Here is a 15,621-nt window from a genome sequence, read left to right on the forward strand (position 1 = left end):
GTCAAGATGAAAAAAACACTACTACTATTAACTCTAAGTTTAAGCTTTTATATATCTCATGCACAACACAAACAACTTTGGGCAAAATCTGTAATCAACCAAAAGGCTCCAAAACTAGTGGTTGAACGATGGATTTCGGAATCTCCTGAGGTGAAGAACAAATTTCTGTTGATTGATTTTTGGGCGACGTGGTGTATGCCTTGCAGAAAAGTCATTCCCGAACTAAACCGTTTTCAAGAGCAATTTAAAAAGGACTTGGTGGTTATTGGTTTAAGTGATGAGCCGATTGAAAAAGTTAAAAACAATCCCGCCATTAACATCGAATATCACAGTGCTGTAGATACCAAACGACGCATGTATAACAAACTTGAAATTCAAGGTATACCACATTGTATTATAGTAAACCCAGAAGGCATTGTAGTTTGGGAAGGCTGGCCAAGCTTACCAGGCCATGAATTAACCGAGGAGGTCATTTCCAATTTAATTGCCCAACACAATCCAGGGTAATTCTTTATTTTATTTTGATGGCGGCATCGTAGGGCGCACTTCAACTTTACTAGGTAAGGCACGCGGATTCATTTTTAGCAAATCGACAACCAACTCACCAATATCTTCAATTTGAATTTTCCAATCGTCGCTAGAATCGGGCTCATTACCATTGAAATGCGTAGAAACCGATCCTGGCATAATGGTACTCACTTTCACACCGTGTTGTCTTAAATCTAACATGACAGCTTGTGTAAAGCCGGTTAAGCCAAACTTACTAGCATTGTAAGCCGCGCCTTTGGCAAAAAAGTTCGCTCCAGCTAAACTAGAAATTGAAATATAATAGCCTTTAGATTTTTTCAAGGCCTCAACGCTGGCTTTTATGGTATAAAAAGCACCTGTTAAATTGGTATCAATGGTGTCCTGCCACTGTTCTAAAGTTAATTCCTCGATACTTGCAAAATGCCCTAAACCAGCGTTCGCAATTACAAAATCCAATTGTTTAAATTCACTTAATACTAAACGCACCGCATTTTGCTGACTTTCAAAATCGCGAACATCGGCTTTAACACCTATAGCCCTAGCCTTGGTGGCGCTAGAATTTAATTGCTTGGCAGTTTCTTCAGCAGCTTTAGCACTTCTACTGGTTATAGCCACATGAATCCCTTGGCTTAACAACGCTTGAGCAATACCTAAACCTATTCCTTTTGTACCTCCTGTAATTAAGGCCACTTTATCTTTTAATTCGTTCATGATGCGTTTATTTTTTATTGATTATTTATAATTTACCAATAGCGTCCAAAACGCTTAAAAAGAGAAAGGGATTTTGTATCTCAAAATATTATTTTTGAGTTGCACAACAAAAAACAACCTTTCTCCATGACAAATATAACATTGTTCTCTCAGATAATCTCCAAATTAGACCGTTCTAGTTTTTCTAAACTTGTAAAAGCCAAGGGAACAGATAAACATCAAAAAGGATTTAATAGTTGGACACATTTAGTCTCCATGTTGTTTTGTCAATTTGCAAAAAGTCAATCCGTCCGAGATATAAGTAATGGACTTCGCTCTGCCACAGGAAACCTTAATCATTTAGGCATACAGAAAGCACCTTCTAAATCAACGATAAGCTATCAAAACAAACATCGAGACTGGACGCTTTATCGAGATTACTACTATGTTCTTTTAAAAAGTTTTGGACAGCACCCTCACTTAAAACGTGTTAAATTCAAAATTAAATCCAAGATATTTCTATTAGATTCTACAACGATAAGTCTATGTTTAAGTCTCTTTGATTGGGCAAAATACAAAACCCACAAAGGAGCTGTAAAAATGCACACCTTGCTTGATTATGATGGTAATTTACCGCACTATGTAAATATTAGCGATGGTAAAACAGCAGATAATAAAGGAGCTTACGATATTCCTTTGATTAGCCGTTCGGTTATTGTCGCAGATCGATTTTATAATGATTTTTCGTTACTTAACGTTTGGGACAGCAACCAAGTGTTTTTTGTAATTAGGCACAAAGAAAACATCCAATTTAAGAGTATTAAAGAAAAAGAATTGCCAGAAAATAGACATCATCATGTTTTAAAAGATGAAATCATTGAGCTAACAGGGGCTAAATCAAAAACAAAATACCCAAAGAAGCTACGTAGAATAGCTGTATGGGACGATAAAAATAACCAGGAAATAGAACTTATTACCAACCAAATGTCTTGGACAGCAAACACAATTAGCCAACTCTACAAAGCTAGATGGGATATTGAGATATTCTTTAGAGACATCAAACAACAGCTACATATTAAATCGTTTATAGGAACTTCTGAAAATGCCGTAATGATACAAATATGGACGGCTCTTATTACTATACTCATCCTAAAAGCCTTAAAAGCAAATCCAAAATATAATTGGTACTTGTCCAATTTAGTAGCTTTTATAAGACTTAACCTTTTTGTCAAAGTGGATTTGCAAAAATGGATTGACAGCCCTTTTAACGAGCAGCCTCCCCCCAAACAAAATTATACACAAGGGGTTCTTTTTTGAAAAAGATAAAAAACATGGCTAATTACCAGTAAAATCGTTGACTTTTGATTAGATCAAAAATGTTTAGGACAGGATTGATAATTTACTATGAAGACTATTACATAATAGCTTACAGCATTTATCTCCTCATGACACAAATTAAAATAATTATAGGTCATTTATTGATCGCCATCGCGTATTTGTTTGGCGCATATCGTATTCAACATCAAGCCAAAAGCATCAAGTCTATAATCCTTTGGGTGGATATTCAGCTAGAACTTTTTCAACGAGAGTCTTAAATTGAGCTTCCTTTTGATCTGGGGTTTGATTGGCATTGAAACTAAAGGTGCTTATAGCTTGCCAGAAGAGTTGGTTTTTACCATGATCTACAAAATGGATAGTAAGCTCGGCATTGGTTTGAGAAGATCCTATGGGAATGCCAACTGAGAGTCCGCCACCAACATGACCTCCACCGCCTCCTAGTCCGACGCCAACACTACTATGTTGATTCGTCTGAAAGGCTTTCGATTTAATATCGATATAGAAATCTGGGGTTTCAGAAATTTTAAACCCTAATGTTTGTATTTTTAAATCGATAGCGTCTAATAATCGCTTAGTATCGAAAGTACTTAAACCGGTATCCATATCGGCAAAATACTGATAGGTTTTATAGGTTGAAAAATCGACATTTTTATCGTAATCGTATTGCACTTTTATGGGAGCGCATGCTACTAAAAAGAACGCCAATAAAATGATTGAAAGCCATCGCATTTTTACTTGTTTTAGAGATAAAGTTAGTGAAATTTTGCGAAATGAATTTTGAAGAAAAAATGCAAAAAATAACCTAATTGAAAATTAAATGTGACTTATTGTCTCACTTTAACTAAAATAAGATTCTAATTTATCAGTCTTTGGAATATCCCGAACAATAGTTTTTCAATATAACCTACCAAGCAGAACTTTTCTCTTTCCTCAATATAACCTGGACAAGTTTAATTAAGCAGCTTCCAAAGCACATCTTTAAGCTCGGTAATCCCTTGTTGGGCTACAGCAGAAATAAAATAATAAGGCACGGGTAATTCGTTATCCAATTCCGCTTTCATTTCAGCTTTAAGCTCGCTATCTAGCATATCACTTTTGGAGATGGCAATGATGCGCTCTTTGTCTAACATTTCAGGATTGTAGCGACGTAGTTCGTCTAACAGAATATCATACTGCTTTCTAATATCTTCAGCATCGGCTGGAATTAAAAACAGTAGTATAGAATTTCGCTCAATATGGCGTAAAAAATAATGACCTAAACCGCGTCCTTCGGCTGCTCCTTCGATTATTCCTGGGATATCGGCCATAACGAAAGTTTGAAAATCACGATATTTAACAATACCCAAATTAGGTTTCAGGGTAGTAAACTCGTAATCGGCAATTTTAGGTTTTGCTGAAGTGACTACCGAAAGTAAAGTCGATTTTCCGGCATTAGGAAAACCTACTAAGCCCACATCGGCTAAAACTTTCAACTCCATGGTCACATACCTTTCTTCCATCGGTAAGCCTGGTTGTGCGTAACGAGGCGTTTGATTGGTAGACGACTTAAAATGCCAGTTTCCTAACCCCCCTTTTCCGCCTTCAGCCAAAATATGTTCTTCACCTTCTTTGGTAATTTCAAAAAGGATTTCATTGGTTTCGGTATCGCGAATTACAGTTCCCAAAGGCACATCGATGTATACATCTTCGCCATCACCACCAAAACTTCTACCACTACTACCGTGTTCACCATGGCCAGCGCGAAAATGCTTTTTAAACTTTAAATGAAGAAGCGTCCATAAATTTGGATTCCCCCTAACAATAACATGGCCTCCACGACCGCCATCACCACCGTCGGGACCACCTTTAGCAATATACTTTTCGCGATGTAAATGCGAAGAACCTTTACCGCCGTTTCCGGAAGACACATACATTTTTACGTAGTCTACAAAATTCCCTTCAGTCATGATTATAAGTTAAAGTTATGAGTTAAAAGTTAAAAGTTTGTGCACTCTAACTTTTGTTTTTTCCGCGAAAGCGAAAAATTTATTGTTTAAATATAAAACACAAAAACTATAACTTTAATCTCAAAGCTATAGTTTTTGGTTATGAGATTCCTTTCCGATAGCTATCGGATGATTAGGAATTTATAATTTGTCGATTGCAGCACTTAAACGTACCGTAATATCTTCGATACTACCAACGCCATCAACACCAAAATATTTATTTTGAGCTGAATAGTAATCTTTTAAAATCGCTGTTTTATCGTAATACTCTTTTATTCTATTTCTAATGATAGATTCATCGGCATCATCGGCTCTTCCGCTCGTTTTTCCTCTTCCGATAAGACGCTTAACCAAAATTTCATCTTCAACTTCTAGAGCAATCATCGCATTAATTTGCGAATCTTTAGAATCCATTAATTTGTCTAAAGCCTCAGCTTGTGCATTAGTACGTGGAAATCCGTCGAAAATAAAGCCATTAGCATCGGCATTTTTTTCAACTTCTGCGTTAAGCATATCAATAGTTACTTGGTCTGGAACCAACTCACCTTTATCAATGTATGATTTTGCTAACATCCCTAAAGCCGTTTTGTTTTTAATATTAAATCTAAAAACATCGCCTGTAGAAATGTGTACTAAATTATATTTTTCTTTTAAAAATTCTGCTTGCGTTCCTTTTCCGGCACCTGGAGGGCCAAATAACACTAAGTTTGTCATATGTTGAGTTTGTTTTATTTGATATACTTCTGGTAAATTTCTTCCAAGGCCATCATAGTCTAAACCATAGCCTACAATAAATTTATTAGGAATTTCAATACCGACGTAATGCAATTTAAAATCCTTCTTATAGGCCTCAGGCTTGTAGAATAGCGTGGCTATTTTTAAAGATTTTACATTTTCATTTTTAAAAATACGGTGCACCTCAGCTAGGGTATTTCCTGTATCAATAATGTCTTCAAGAATAATTACCGTACGTCCTGTTAAGTCTTGTGTTAAGCCTATTAAACGCTGAATGTCTTCGGTAGATTTCACCCCTTCATAAGAAGCTAACTTTATAAAAGTCACCTCGCAAGGGTTCGGGTATTTCTTAACGAAATCACTAACCACCATAAACGATCCGTTTAAAATCCCAATAAAAACGGGGATTTCATCACCTACATCGTTTGCTATTTCTCTAGCCAACCGTGCCATGGCCTCATCAATTTGTTTGGCTGAAATAAAGGGCTTAAAAAACTTGTCGTGTAGCTTTATCAAAATTTAAATATTTTTTAAAGAGGCAAAGATAATCAATAGATTGAGCAATAACCATTTTTTGATTTAGGATTTTAGGAAGTATTTTAAGATTTAAACGTATTTTTGCCTATCCAAATTTTTATTTAGTAAAAAAACACATTAATGAATTATTTTTCATCAGACTTTAAACTTGGTATTTTAGGTGGCGGCCAACTTGGTAAAATGCTCCTTTACAACACACGCAAATTCGACATTTACACCGCCGTTTTAGACGCTAGTAACGAAGCGCCTTGCAAGATTGCTTGCGATCAATTTCAGCTTGGCGATTTAATGGACTACAATGCGGTTTATAACTTCGGAAAGCAAGTGGATGTTTTAACTTTTGAAATTGAAAATATTAATGTAGATGCTCTTGAAGCTTTAGAAAAGGAAGGCGTAAAAGTTTATCCGAGTTCTAAAACCTTAAGAACCATACAAAACAAAGCCACACAAAAGTTGTTTTATGTGGATCATGATTTACCAACGGCACCCTTTACACGTTTTGCTTATACTTCTGAAATCAAAGAAGCTTTAAATAACGGGGGATTAACACTGCCTTTTGTTTGGAAATCGGCGCAATTTGGATATGATGGTACGGGAGTGAAAATCGTGAAATCGGCTGACGACTTAACAGACTTACCTAATGTAGAATGCATTGCTGAATCGTTAGTACCTTTTAAAAATGAATTATCGGTAATCGTTTCACGAAGTGCTTCGGGTGAGATAAAAACTTATCCTGTTGTAGAAATGGAATTCCATCCTGAAGCCAACCAAGTGGAATATGTTATTTGTCCGGCTAGAATTCCAGACGAGATTGCTAAAAAAGCAGAAGATGTTGCTTTACGCACCTCGCAAGCTTTTAATCATGTTGGTTTATTGGCTGTAGAAATGTTTCAAACCCAAGACGACGAGATTTTAATTAATGAAGTGGCACCAAGACCTCACAATTCTGGTCACCAAACTATTGAGGCCAGTTACACTTCGCAGTTCGAGCAACATATTAGAGCTATTTTAGACTTACCTTTGGGTCGTACCGATAACAAAGTTGGTGGTGTTATGGTAAACCTCGTAGGTGCTGAAGGATATTCTGGAAATGTGATTTATGAAAACATCGAAACCATTATGAAAATGGATGGTGTAACCCCACACATATACGGCAAAAAACAAACGCGACCTTTTAGAAAAATGGGGCACGTGACCATCGTGAACGAAGATTTAAATGAAGCACGACGCGTTGCAGAACAAGTTAAAAATAGTATTAAAGTAATAAGCGAATAGATATGAGCAAAGTAGGCGTTATTATGGGAAGTAAAAGTGACCTTCCTGTTATGCAAGATGCAATAGACATCTTAAAAGGATTTGATATTGAAGTGGAAGTCGATATTGTTTCGGCTCACCGTACCCCAGAAAAATTATTCGATTATGGAAAAAATGCTCATACTAGAGGTTTTTCGGTAATTGTAGCTGGCGCAGGCGGTGCAGCACACCTTCCTGGTATGATTGCTTCACTATCACCACTTCCAGTTATTGGTGTGCCTGTAAAAAGTAGTAACTCTATTGATGGGTGGGACTCTGTTTTATCCATTTTACAAATGCCTGGTGGTGTTCCTGTGGCTACAGTAGCCCTAAACGGCGCTAAAAACGCAGGTATCTTAGCGGCTCAAATTATTGGTGCCAGCGATAAATGTGTGCTCGATAAAATTGTCATGTACAAAGAAGGCCTTAAAGTAAAGGTCCATGAATCTGCAAAAGACTTATAAATATCTGTTAATGAAAAAAGCCCCGAAAATTAATTCAGGGCTTTTCAGCTATTAACAAATAATTCTATTGAGTTAGTCACTCTGCAATTATGGTTTCAAAAGTACGAAAATTTTATTATGCACACATAGCAAAATTAAATATTTAACACTTAAATTAAAAAAATGCTAAACAAATCATTAAATACTCCGTATAACACTAAATATAACACCGCTCCTTTCTCAAAAATTAAAAATGAAGATTTCCTTCCTGCATTTAAAGAAGCTATTAAAAGTGCTAAAAGAGAGATTGATAGCATTGCCAACAACAGCGAGGTTCCAACTTTTGAAAACACGATTGAAGCCTTAGACTTTTCGGGAGAAACTTTAGATCGCTTATCGAGTATCTTTTTTAATTTAAATTCGGCTGAAACGAATGAAACCATTCAGAAAATAGCTCAAGAGGTATCGCCACTGCTTTCGGAATTCAGTAACGATATTACCTTAAATGAAGCCCTATTTAAACGTGTTAAAGCCGTTTATGAAGCTAACGATGACTTAAAACTTACCGTAGAACAACACACGCTTTTAGAAAAAAAATACAAAGGTTTTTCCAGAAATGGGGCCAACCTTGCGGAAGATAAGAAACAACAACTTCGAGACATCGACAAAAAATTAAGCGCTTTAAAACTTAAATTTGGAGAAAATGTACTGGCTGAAACCAATAAGTTTGAAATGCTTATTACCGATGAAGCCGATTTATCGGGATTACCAGAAGGCACGGTTGAAGCCGCAAAACAACTTGCAGAATCGAAAGATAAAGAAGGCTGGATGTTCACTTTAGATTACCCGAGTTACATTCCCTTCCTTACCTATGCCGACAACCGCGAGCTAAGAAAAAAATTAGCCCTGGAGGCCGGAGCCAAAGCCTTTAAAGGTGATGCCTTAGACAACCAAGACAACGTGCTTCAAATTGTAAAATTACGACACCAGCGTGCCAAGCTTTTAGGTTATGAAACTCACGCGGATTTTGTACTGGAAGAACGCATGGCAGAAACACCAGAAACCGTAAAAACCTTTTTGAATGAGCTTTTAGAAAAAGCGAAGCCTGCGGCGGAAAAAGAATTTAAAAACCTTGAAAATTTTGCTAAAGATTTAGATAACATCGATCATTTAGAAAAATGGGATGGGGCTTATTATTCTGAAAAACTGAAGCAAAAATTATTCAGTTTGGATGATGAATTACTTAAACCTTACTTCAAACTAGAAAACGTTATCAACGGCGCCTTTACCATTGCCAACAAATTATTCGATCTTAATTTTGAAGAAATTTACGATATCGATAAATACCACAACGATGTATTAACTTACAAGGTTACCGATATAAATGGCAATTTAGTGTCTATTTTTTACGCCGATTTTTTCCCAAGACCAGGAAAACGTAACGGCGCTTGGATGACTTCTTTTAAACCGCAATACATCAAAGATGGCGAAAATAGCAGACCTCATATTTCTATAGTTTGTAATTTCACCAAACCTACAAAAAGCAAACCATCGCTTTTAACTTTCAATGAAGTTACCACATTGTTTCACGAGTTTGGTCATGCCTTACATGGCATGCTCGCCAATACCACCTACCCGAGTATTTCTGGAACCAGCGTGTATTGGGATTTTGTTGAATTACCAAGTCAGGTTTTAGAAAACTGGTGTTATGAAAAAGAGGCCTTAGAATTATTTGCAACCCACTATGAAACTGGTGAAGTAATCCCAATGGATTTGATTGAAAAAATTAAAGCTTCAGCTGCTTTTCACGAAGGCATGCAAACCTTACGTCAGCTAAGTTTTGGTTTATTAGATATGAGCTGGCATGGTATTGATCCGTCAGGTATCACCAATGTAAAAGCACATGAAAAAGAAGCCTTTAAAAACACAACCCTTTACCCTGAAGTGGAAGAAAACTGTATGAGCACGGCCTTTTCACACATTTTTCAAGGTGGCTATTCCTCTGGATATTACAGCTATAAATGGGCCGAGGTTTTAGATGCTGATGCTTTCGAATATTTTAAAGAAACAGGGATTTTCAATAAAACGGTGGCTAAAAAATTCCAAGATAACGTATTGTCCCAAGGTGGAACAGAAAACCCAATGGTTCTTTACAAACGTTTTAGAGGTCAGGAACCAAAACCGGAGGCTTTGTTGAGGCGTGCTGGGTTAATTACTAATTAGAATTCCATTTTTTTCACTTACTTTTGACACACTAAAACTGTTCAACAATGCCTGATCATCAAATTAACCCCAATAAGTGGATCGATTTGTATTCCGATTACTTATTCAATTACACCATTGCGCGTGTAAGTGATAGAGAAATGGCTCAAGATTTGGTTCAGGACACTTTTTTAGCGGCTTTAAAAGCCATGAAAAACTTTAAAGGGGAAGCTAGTGAGCGTACTTGGCTCATCTCCATTTTAAAGCGAAAAATTATAGATCATTACCGAAAAATAAATTCGAATAAAGGCAAGGCCGAAGTGCGAATGCATTACAAAGATACTGATGGTGAGGGCGACTGGCTAGAGGAACGCGTGGCCGACCCCTTCGATAAAACCGCAGAAGATGCCCTGGAAAATTCAGAGCTCGGGGATGCCATTCACAACTGTTTAAGTAAGCTTCCTAAAAAACAAGCCGACGTTTTTAAAATGAAAACCATTTTAAACTACGAAACAGAAACCATCTGTAATGAACTGAATATTACAGCGTCTAACCTATGGGTTATCATTCATAGAGCACGAACCGCTATGGCAGATTGTTTAAAAGAAAATTGGTTATAATGAAGAGTAAGATAAGGGTTTTTGCACCTTGCGAAGAAGTGTGTCAAATTTGTGACAAAGTCCAATATAGAGAAGCTTCACTATCGGATAAACTTAAACTTAACCTGCACGTGATGTATTGTAAAACGTGTAGACAACACACAATAACCAATTCAAAGCTCACTAAATTTATTAAAAAATCGAAAGTGAAATGCCTGGACCATGATTGCAAGGAAGCCATGCGAGAAACCATCGATAAAGCTTTAAAAGAGCAGCAACATCAGCAACCATAAAATGGGTAGGGCTTCCACCCAAAAAGCGGAGTAATATCTTCCTTGATTCAATTCAGCCTTCCATACAAAACCAGCCGTTACTACCGATATTATAATTAAAACTAATAGTTTAGAGCAATCTAAATCTACTTTTAAACATTCCAACAGTAGTATAAAAACCAAAAGAAACAACCCAAGTTGCTTCGTTTTCTTTACTCCAATTTTCTGAGGAATAGTCTTTAACTCCTTAGGATCATATCTTAAATCGCGTATTTCAAAAGGCAGCATAAGCACCAAAACATACGCAAACCGCTGAATCCCCATGAGAATGACGTTAGTCGTCATCTCCATACCAGCTTCTATAACAGGCAAAAACACGGTAACCCCCATCCAAACCAAAGCGATAATATATACTTTCAGTCCTTCAACATGTCTCAAACTTTTTGAACCATCTTTCAAAAAAGGGATGGCATATAAAAAAGTTAGTACCGCAAAACCTCCAAGAACCACTAAAGTTTTAACCTGCAACTGAACCCCGTAAAAACACATCAATAAAAAGCTAAAAAAAGAGAAAATGTATATCATTTTAAGCCACTTTGTTAAGCGTTGGTAGTGAAACTTTGCTACACCAAAAAATTTAACAAAATTATAACCCGAAATGGTAGCAAAAAAAACATAGCAAAGGATTACGTTATCAGTCTCTAAACCCAACTCCACCATAGTAACTCCTACGAGCGCGCACACCGCTAAAGCCACGTGAATACTACTATTAACATAAAACTCTAAAAGCTTCTTTGATAATTTCATAACACAAATGTAACCAATCCGGTGTTAAAGAATTCTTTTGTTTAAAAACTTTCTATTTTTCGCAATAAAACGGAGCAAATATTCAGTATTTTTGCGAATTATTTATTCAAATATACTTTTATGAATACAAACGCGTTTGCTTTGCGTCATATTGGCCCTAACCAGGAGGACCAAAATTTAATGTTACAAACCTTAGGTGTAGATTCGTTAGATCAGTTAATCTACGAAACCATTCCCGATGATATTCGTTTAAAAAAACCGCTTAATTTAGACGAGCCTATGACCGAATATGAGTATTTACTTCATATTCATAAATTATCTCTAAAAAATAAAGTTTATAAAACTTATATTGGTTTAGGATACCACCCAACGGTTTTACCTGCGGTTATTCAACGCAATGTTTTAGAAAACCCAGGTTGGTACACGGCTTACACACCTTACCAAGCAGAAATTGCTCAAGGTCGATTAGAAGCTTTACTGAATTTCCAAACCATGGTTATCGATTTAACAGGAATGGAAATTGCCAATGCATCACTTCTTGACGAAAGTACTGCTGCTGCTGAAGCCATGAGTTTATTATTTGCTGTGCGTGAACGCGATCAGAAAAAAGCAGGCGTTAATAAATTTTTCGTTTCAGAAAATATTTTACCTCAAACTTTATCGGTACTTCAAACCAGAGCCACGCCAATTGGTATTGAGCTAGTGGTTGGTAGCGAAGAAGATTTCAACTTTTCTTCAGAATTTTTCGGAGCTATTTTACAGTACCCAGGAAAAGAAGGTCAAATTACCGATATTAAATCATTTATAGAACAAGCCAACGCAGCCAGAATAAAAGTAGCTGTAGCTGCCGATATTTTAAGCTTGGTAAAATTAGAAGCGCCTGGAAAATTTGGTGCCGATGTGGTGGTGGGAACCACACAACGTTTCGGAATTCCGATGGGGTATGGTGGTCCGCACGCGGCATATTTTGCTACTAAAGAAGCTTACAAACGTGATTTACCAGGACGTATTATTGGGGTTACCAAAGACACCAACGGAAACCGTGCACTGCGTATGGCCTTACAAACCAGAGAACAGCATATTAAACGTGATAAAGCCACATCTAACATCTGCACAGCTCAGGTTTTATTAGCTGTTATGGCTAGCATGTATGCGGTTTATCACGGACCAAAAGGCCTAAAGTTTATTGCCAACCGCGTGCATAATAAAGCGGTAACGCTTGCCAATGCTTTGGAAAAATTAGGATATGAACAAGTTAATAGTTCGTTTTTTGATACCATCCTTATTAAAGCCAATGCTAAAAAGATTGAAAAAATAGCGAATCGTAAAAAAGTAAACCTCTACTACCCAAATAAAAACACGGTAGCTATTTCGGTTAATGAAACCACTTTAATTCCAGATTTAAACGTTTTAATTTCAGTTTTTGCTAAGGCTGCAGATAAAAAGAGCATGGTTATTTCTGAAGTTGAACAACATAATAATATTGCAGAAGATTTACAACGTACTTCAGATTTCCTTACCGAACCTGTTTTTAACAGCTATCATTCTGAAACCGAATTAATGCGTTACATCAAAATGCTAGAGCGTAAAGATTTATCTTTAAATCATTCTATGATTTCTCTAGGATCTTGTACTATGAAGCTAAATGCGGCTTCAGAAATGTTACCTTTAAGCTCGGTGAACTGGGGAACCATTCATCCTTTTGCGCCTTTAAAACAAGCTAAAGGCTATTTAAAAGTGCTTAAAGCTTTAGAAGATCAACTTACCGAAATTACAGGATTTGCTGCAACATCATTACAACCTAATTCTGGTGCTCAAGGTGAGTTTGCCGGACTTATGGTTATTAAGGCTTATCATGAATCTCGTGGCGATCACCATAGAAATATTTGCTTAATTCCGTCGTCTGCTCACGGTACCAACCCTGCCAGTGCGGTTATGGCTGGTATGAAAGTGGTCGTAACCAAATCGACAGAAGAAGGTAATATCGATGTAGAAGACTTACGTGAAAAAGCAGAACTACACGCCGATAACTTATCGTGTTTAATGGTAACTTACCCATCAACACACGGCGTTTACGAATCTGCGATTAAAGAAATCACCAAAATTATTCATGATAATGGCGGACAAGTTTACATGGACGGTGCGAATATGAACGCCCAAGTAGGCTTAACAAATCCAGGGAATATTGGAGCCGATGTTTGTCATTTAAATTTGCATAAAACCTTTGCAATTCCTCATGGTGGTGGCGGTCCAGGTGTTGGCCCAATTTGTGTTGCCGAACAACTGGTACCATTTTTGCCTGGAAACCCCATTGTGAAAACAGGAGGTAAAGATGCCATTACTGGAATATCAGCGGCGCCTTTTGGATCGGCTTTAGTTTGTTTGATTTCTTACGGCTATATTAAAATGCTTGGAGCTGAAGGTTTAACCGAATCTACCAAAGTAGCCATCTTAAACGCTAATTACATCAAACAACGCCTTCAAGGTAGTTTTGATACTTTATATTCTGGTGAACGTGGTAGAGCGGCTCACGAAATGATTGTAGACTGTCGTCCGTTTAAAGCTAACGGTATTGAAGTAACCGACATCGCAAAACGTTTAATTGATTACGGTTTCCATTCACCTACCTTATCATTCCCGGTGGCTGGTACTTTAATGATCGAGCCTACAGAAAGTGAAAGTAAAGGGGAAATAGACCGTTTCTGTGATGCGTTAATCGCTATAAAAAGTGAAATTGATAAAGCCTCTAAAGACGAGATTAACAACGTTTTAAAGAACGCACCTCACACTTTAGCCATGCTTACTAGCGAAACTTGGGATTTCCCATACTCGCGTGAGCAAGCCGCTTTTCCTTTAGATTATGTAAAAGAAAACAAGTTTTGGCCAAGCGTTAGACGTGTTGATGATGCTTACGGTGATCGAAATTTAATTTGCTCTTGCGCTCCGATTGAAGATTATATTGAAGCGTAAAAGCACGGTTGAACATCGTAAATTTTAATAAAATAGAAACCATCACGATTTAAAAACTCATATATTGCTTGATACTAATTTTAATCAGGCAATTTTCCTTTTTTATGACTATAAAAATAACAGGAACAGGAAGCTATATTCCTGCCGATATTGAAAGAAACGAAGACTTTCATAATCATGAGTTTTTAAATAGTGATGGTTCAACCATAAAAGCCCCGAGCGAGGTTATTGTTAAAAAATTTAAGGCCATTACTGGAATTAAAGAAAGGCGTTATGCTAAACCACATTTCACCACCTCAGATATTGCCACTTTTGCTGCAGAAAAAGCGCTTAAAAAAGCCAATATTTCTGGAGAAACCTTAGATTATATTATCGTTGCCCATAATTATGGGGATATCAAACACGATAGCATTCAAAGTGATACAGTTCCTAGTATCGCTTCCCGTGTTAAGCATCTTTTACGTATTGAAAACCCAAAATGTGTAGCCTACGATTTACTTTTTGGCTGCCCAGGATGGATTCAAGGCGTTATTCAAGCCGAAGCTTTTATAAAATCAGGTATAGCTAAAAAGTGCCTAGTTATTGGTGCCGAAACCTTATCGCGAATCTTAGACCCATCGGATAGGGACTCCATGATTTACAGCGATGGTGCTGGCGCTGTCGTTTTAGAAGCCTCCGAGCAAAAAGGAGGCATTTTAGCCCATGAAGCGGCAACATTTTCGTTGGAGGAAGCCCACTTCATCTTCTTTGGAGAAACTTATAATCCAAAGGTTGATGATAACCGTTGCTACATTAAAATGCACGGTCGTAAAATTTACGAATTTGCCTTAACCAACGTGCCTTTAGCCATGAAGTCTTGCTTGGATAAAAGTGGTATCGATATATCTAAACTCAAAAAAATCCTCATCCATCAAGCCAACGAAAAAATGGACGAAGCCATTGTAAAACGTTTTTACGAGCTTTACAATATGGACATGCCCGACGGCATTATGCCTATGAGTATTGGAAAATTAGGAAATTCTAGTGTGGCTACCGTTCCTACCTTATTCGATTTGATTCTTAACGAAAAAATGGAAGGACAAGCCATTAATGAGGGTGATATCATTATGTTTGCAAGCGTAGGCGCTGGCATGAATATTAATGCTATTGTTTACGAAGTATAAAGTATTGAGCCATTATTTGAGATTTCCATGCTCATGGAAATAAAAAATAAAACAAATTG

General features: G+C 37.0%; 13 protein-coding genes. 8 read left to right on the top strand and 5 right to left on the bottom strand.

Features of this window, described 5'->3' with window-relative positions; genetic code table 11:
- The first annotated feature begins 6 nt into the window (after positions 1-6).
- On the top strand, positions 7-507 hold the full coding sequence (locus C1A40_RS03945) for a TlpA family protein disulfide reductase (RefSeq protein WP_102994759.1): 501 nt from the start codon (positions 7-9) through the stop codon (positions 505-507).
- A gap of 9 nt (positions 508-516) precedes the next feature.
- On the opposite strand, the gene C1A40_RS03950 is transcribed toward C1A40_RS03945, so the two are convergent.
- Positions 517-1,239: an SDR family oxidoreductase gene (locus C1A40_RS03950; protein WP_102994760.1), complete on the bottom strand. Its 723-nt coding sequence runs from the start codon at positions 1,237-1,239 to the stop codon at positions 517-519.
- A 126-nt stretch (positions 1,240-1,365) separates the two neighbouring features.
- Here C1A40_RS03950 and C1A40_RS03955 point away from each other — a divergent pair, with 126 nt between their 5' ends.
- A complete protein-coding gene (locus C1A40_RS03955; RefSeq protein WP_102994761.1) occupies positions 1,366-2,535 on the top strand; it encodes an IS4 family transposase in 1,170 nt (389 codons plus the stop codon).
- A 225-nt stretch (positions 2,536-2,760) separates the two neighbouring features.
- Here C1A40_RS03955 and C1A40_RS03960 read toward each other — a convergent pair whose 3' ends face one another.
- The 3 genes from C1A40_RS03960 to C1A40_RS03970 all read right to left on the bottom strand — a co-directional run bounded on the left by C1A40_RS03960 (position 2,761) and on the right by C1A40_RS03970 (position 5,792).
- A complete protein-coding gene (locus tag C1A40_RS03960; protein ID WP_102994762.1) occupies positions 2,761-3,285 on the bottom strand; it encodes a DUF4136 domain-containing protein in 525 nt (174 codons plus the stop codon).
- Between the two features lie 221 nt (positions 3,286-3,506).
- Positions 3,507-4,502, bottom strand: a complete 996-nt coding sequence (gene obgE, locus C1A40_RS03965) for a GTPase ObgE (protein ID WP_102994763.1) — start codon at positions 4,500-4,502, stop codon at positions 3,507-3,509.
- Between the two features lie 180 nt (positions 4,503-4,682).
- On the bottom strand, positions 4,683-5,792 hold the full coding sequence (locus tag C1A40_RS03970) for an adenylate kinase (RefSeq protein WP_102994764.1): 1,110 nt from the start codon (positions 5,790-5,792) through the stop codon (positions 4,683-4,685).
- 141 nt (positions 5,793-5,933) lie between these two features.
- Between C1A40_RS03970 and C1A40_RS03975 the strand changes: the two genes are divergently transcribed.
- From C1A40_RS03975 to C1A40_RS03990, 4 genes are all read left to right on the top strand, one after another.
- Positions 5,934-7,088 carry a 5-(carboxyamino)imidazole ribonucleotide synthase gene (locus C1A40_RS03975; RefSeq protein WP_102994765.1) on the top strand — a complete coding sequence of 385 codons (1,155 nt, stop codon included), beginning with the start codon at positions 5,934-5,936 and terminating at the stop codon, positions 7,086-7,088.
- Between the two features lie 2 nt (positions 7,089-7,090).
- A complete protein-coding gene (gene purE, locus C1A40_RS03980; protein ID WP_067147288.1) occupies positions 7,091-7,570 on the top strand; it encodes a 5-(carboxyamino)imidazole ribonucleotide mutase in 480 nt (159 codons plus the stop codon).
- A 162-nt stretch (positions 7,571-7,732) separates the two neighbouring features.
- Complete coding sequence (locus C1A40_RS03985; protein ID WP_102994766.1) at positions 7,733-9,772, top strand: M3 family metallopeptidase; 2,040 nt, start codon at positions 7,733-7,735, stop codon at positions 9,770-9,772.
- Positions 9,773-9,819: 47 nt separating this feature from the next.
- The gene (locus tag C1A40_RS03990) at positions 9,820-10,371 is read left to right on the top strand and encodes a sigma-70 family RNA polymerase sigma factor (protein WP_102994767.1); all 552 of its coding nucleotides are present in this window, start codon (positions 9,820-9,822) and stop codon (positions 10,369-10,371) included.
- A 242-nt stretch (positions 10,372-10,613) separates the two neighbouring features.
- On the opposite strand, the gene C1A40_RS04000 is transcribed toward C1A40_RS03990, so the two are convergent.
- Positions 10,614-11,429, bottom strand: a complete 816-nt coding sequence (locus tag C1A40_RS04000) for a UbiA prenyltransferase family protein (protein WP_102994769.1) — start codon at positions 11,427-11,429, stop codon at positions 10,614-10,616.
- A gap of 120 nt (positions 11,430-11,549) precedes the next feature.
- On the opposite strand from C1A40_RS04000, the gene gcvP reads away from it, so the two are divergent.
- On the top strand, positions 11,550-14,399 hold the full coding sequence (gcvP, locus tag C1A40_RS04005) for an aminomethyl-transferring glycine dehydrogenase (RefSeq protein ID WP_102994770.1): 2,850 nt from the start codon (positions 11,550-11,552) through the stop codon (positions 14,397-14,399).
- Positions 14,400-14,503: 104 nt separating this feature from the next.
- Complete coding sequence (locus tag C1A40_RS04010) at positions 14,504-15,562, top strand: 3-oxoacyl-ACP synthase III family protein (protein ID WP_102994771.1); 1,059 nt, start codon at positions 14,504-14,506, stop codon at positions 15,560-15,562.
- Positions 15,563-15,621 lie beyond the last annotated feature (59 nt).

Source organism: Tamlana carrageenivorans (assembly GCF_002893765.1).
In the GTDB taxonomy this organism is placed as follows: domain Bacteria; phylum Bacteroidota; class Bacteroidia; order Flavobacteriales; family Flavobacteriaceae; genus Pseudotamlana; species Pseudotamlana carrageenivorans.

What these genes read in the sequence shown, in the direction of transcription:
- C1A40_RS03960 (WP_102994762.1), bottom strand. Translation starts at nt 3,285, where the DNA reads ATGCGATGGCTTTCAATCATTTTATTGGCGTTCTTTTTAGTAGCATGC.
- C1A40_RS03985 (WP_102994766.1), top strand. Translation starts at nt 7,733, where the DNA reads ATGCTAAACAAATCATTAAATACTCCGTATAACACTAAATATAACACC.
- C1A40_RS03945 (WP_102994759.1), top strand. Translation starts at nt 7, where the DNA reads ATGAAAAAAACACTACTACTATTAACTCTAAGTTTAAGCTTTTATATA.
- gcvP (WP_102994770.1), top strand. Translation starts at nt 11,550, where the DNA reads ATGAATACAAACGCGTTTGCTTTGCGTCATATTGGCCCTAACCAGGAG.
- C1A40_RS03950 (WP_102994760.1), bottom strand. Translation starts at nt 1,239, where the DNA reads ATGAACGAATTAAAAGATAAAGTGGCCTTAATTACAGGAGGTACAAAA.
- C1A40_RS03975 (WP_102994765.1), top strand. Translation starts at nt 5,934, where the DNA reads ATGAATTATTTTTCATCAGACTTTAAACTTGGTATTTTAGGTGGCGGC.
- C1A40_RS04000 (WP_102994769.1), bottom strand. Translation starts at nt 11,429, where the DNA reads ATGAAATTATCAAAGAAGCTTTTAGAGTTTTATGTTAATAGTAGTATT.
- C1A40_RS03990 (WP_102994767.1), top strand. Translation starts at nt 9,820, where the DNA reads ATGCCTGATCATCAAATTAACCCCAATAAGTGGATCGATTTGTATTCC.
- obgE (WP_102994763.1), bottom strand. Translation starts at nt 4,502, where the DNA reads ATGACTGAAGGGAATTTTGTAGACTACGTAAAAATGTATGTGTCTTCC.
- C1A40_RS03955 (WP_102994761.1), top strand. Translation starts at nt 1,366, where the DNA reads ATGACAAATATAACATTGTTCTCTCAGATAATCTCCAAATTAGACCGT.
- purE (WP_067147288.1), top strand. Translation starts at nt 7,091, where the DNA reads ATGAGCAAAGTAGGCGTTATTATGGGAAGTAAAAGTGACCTTCCTGTT.
- C1A40_RS04010 (WP_102994771.1), top strand. Translation starts at nt 14,504, where the DNA reads ATGACTATAAAAATAACAGGAACAGGAAGCTATATTCCTGCCGATATT.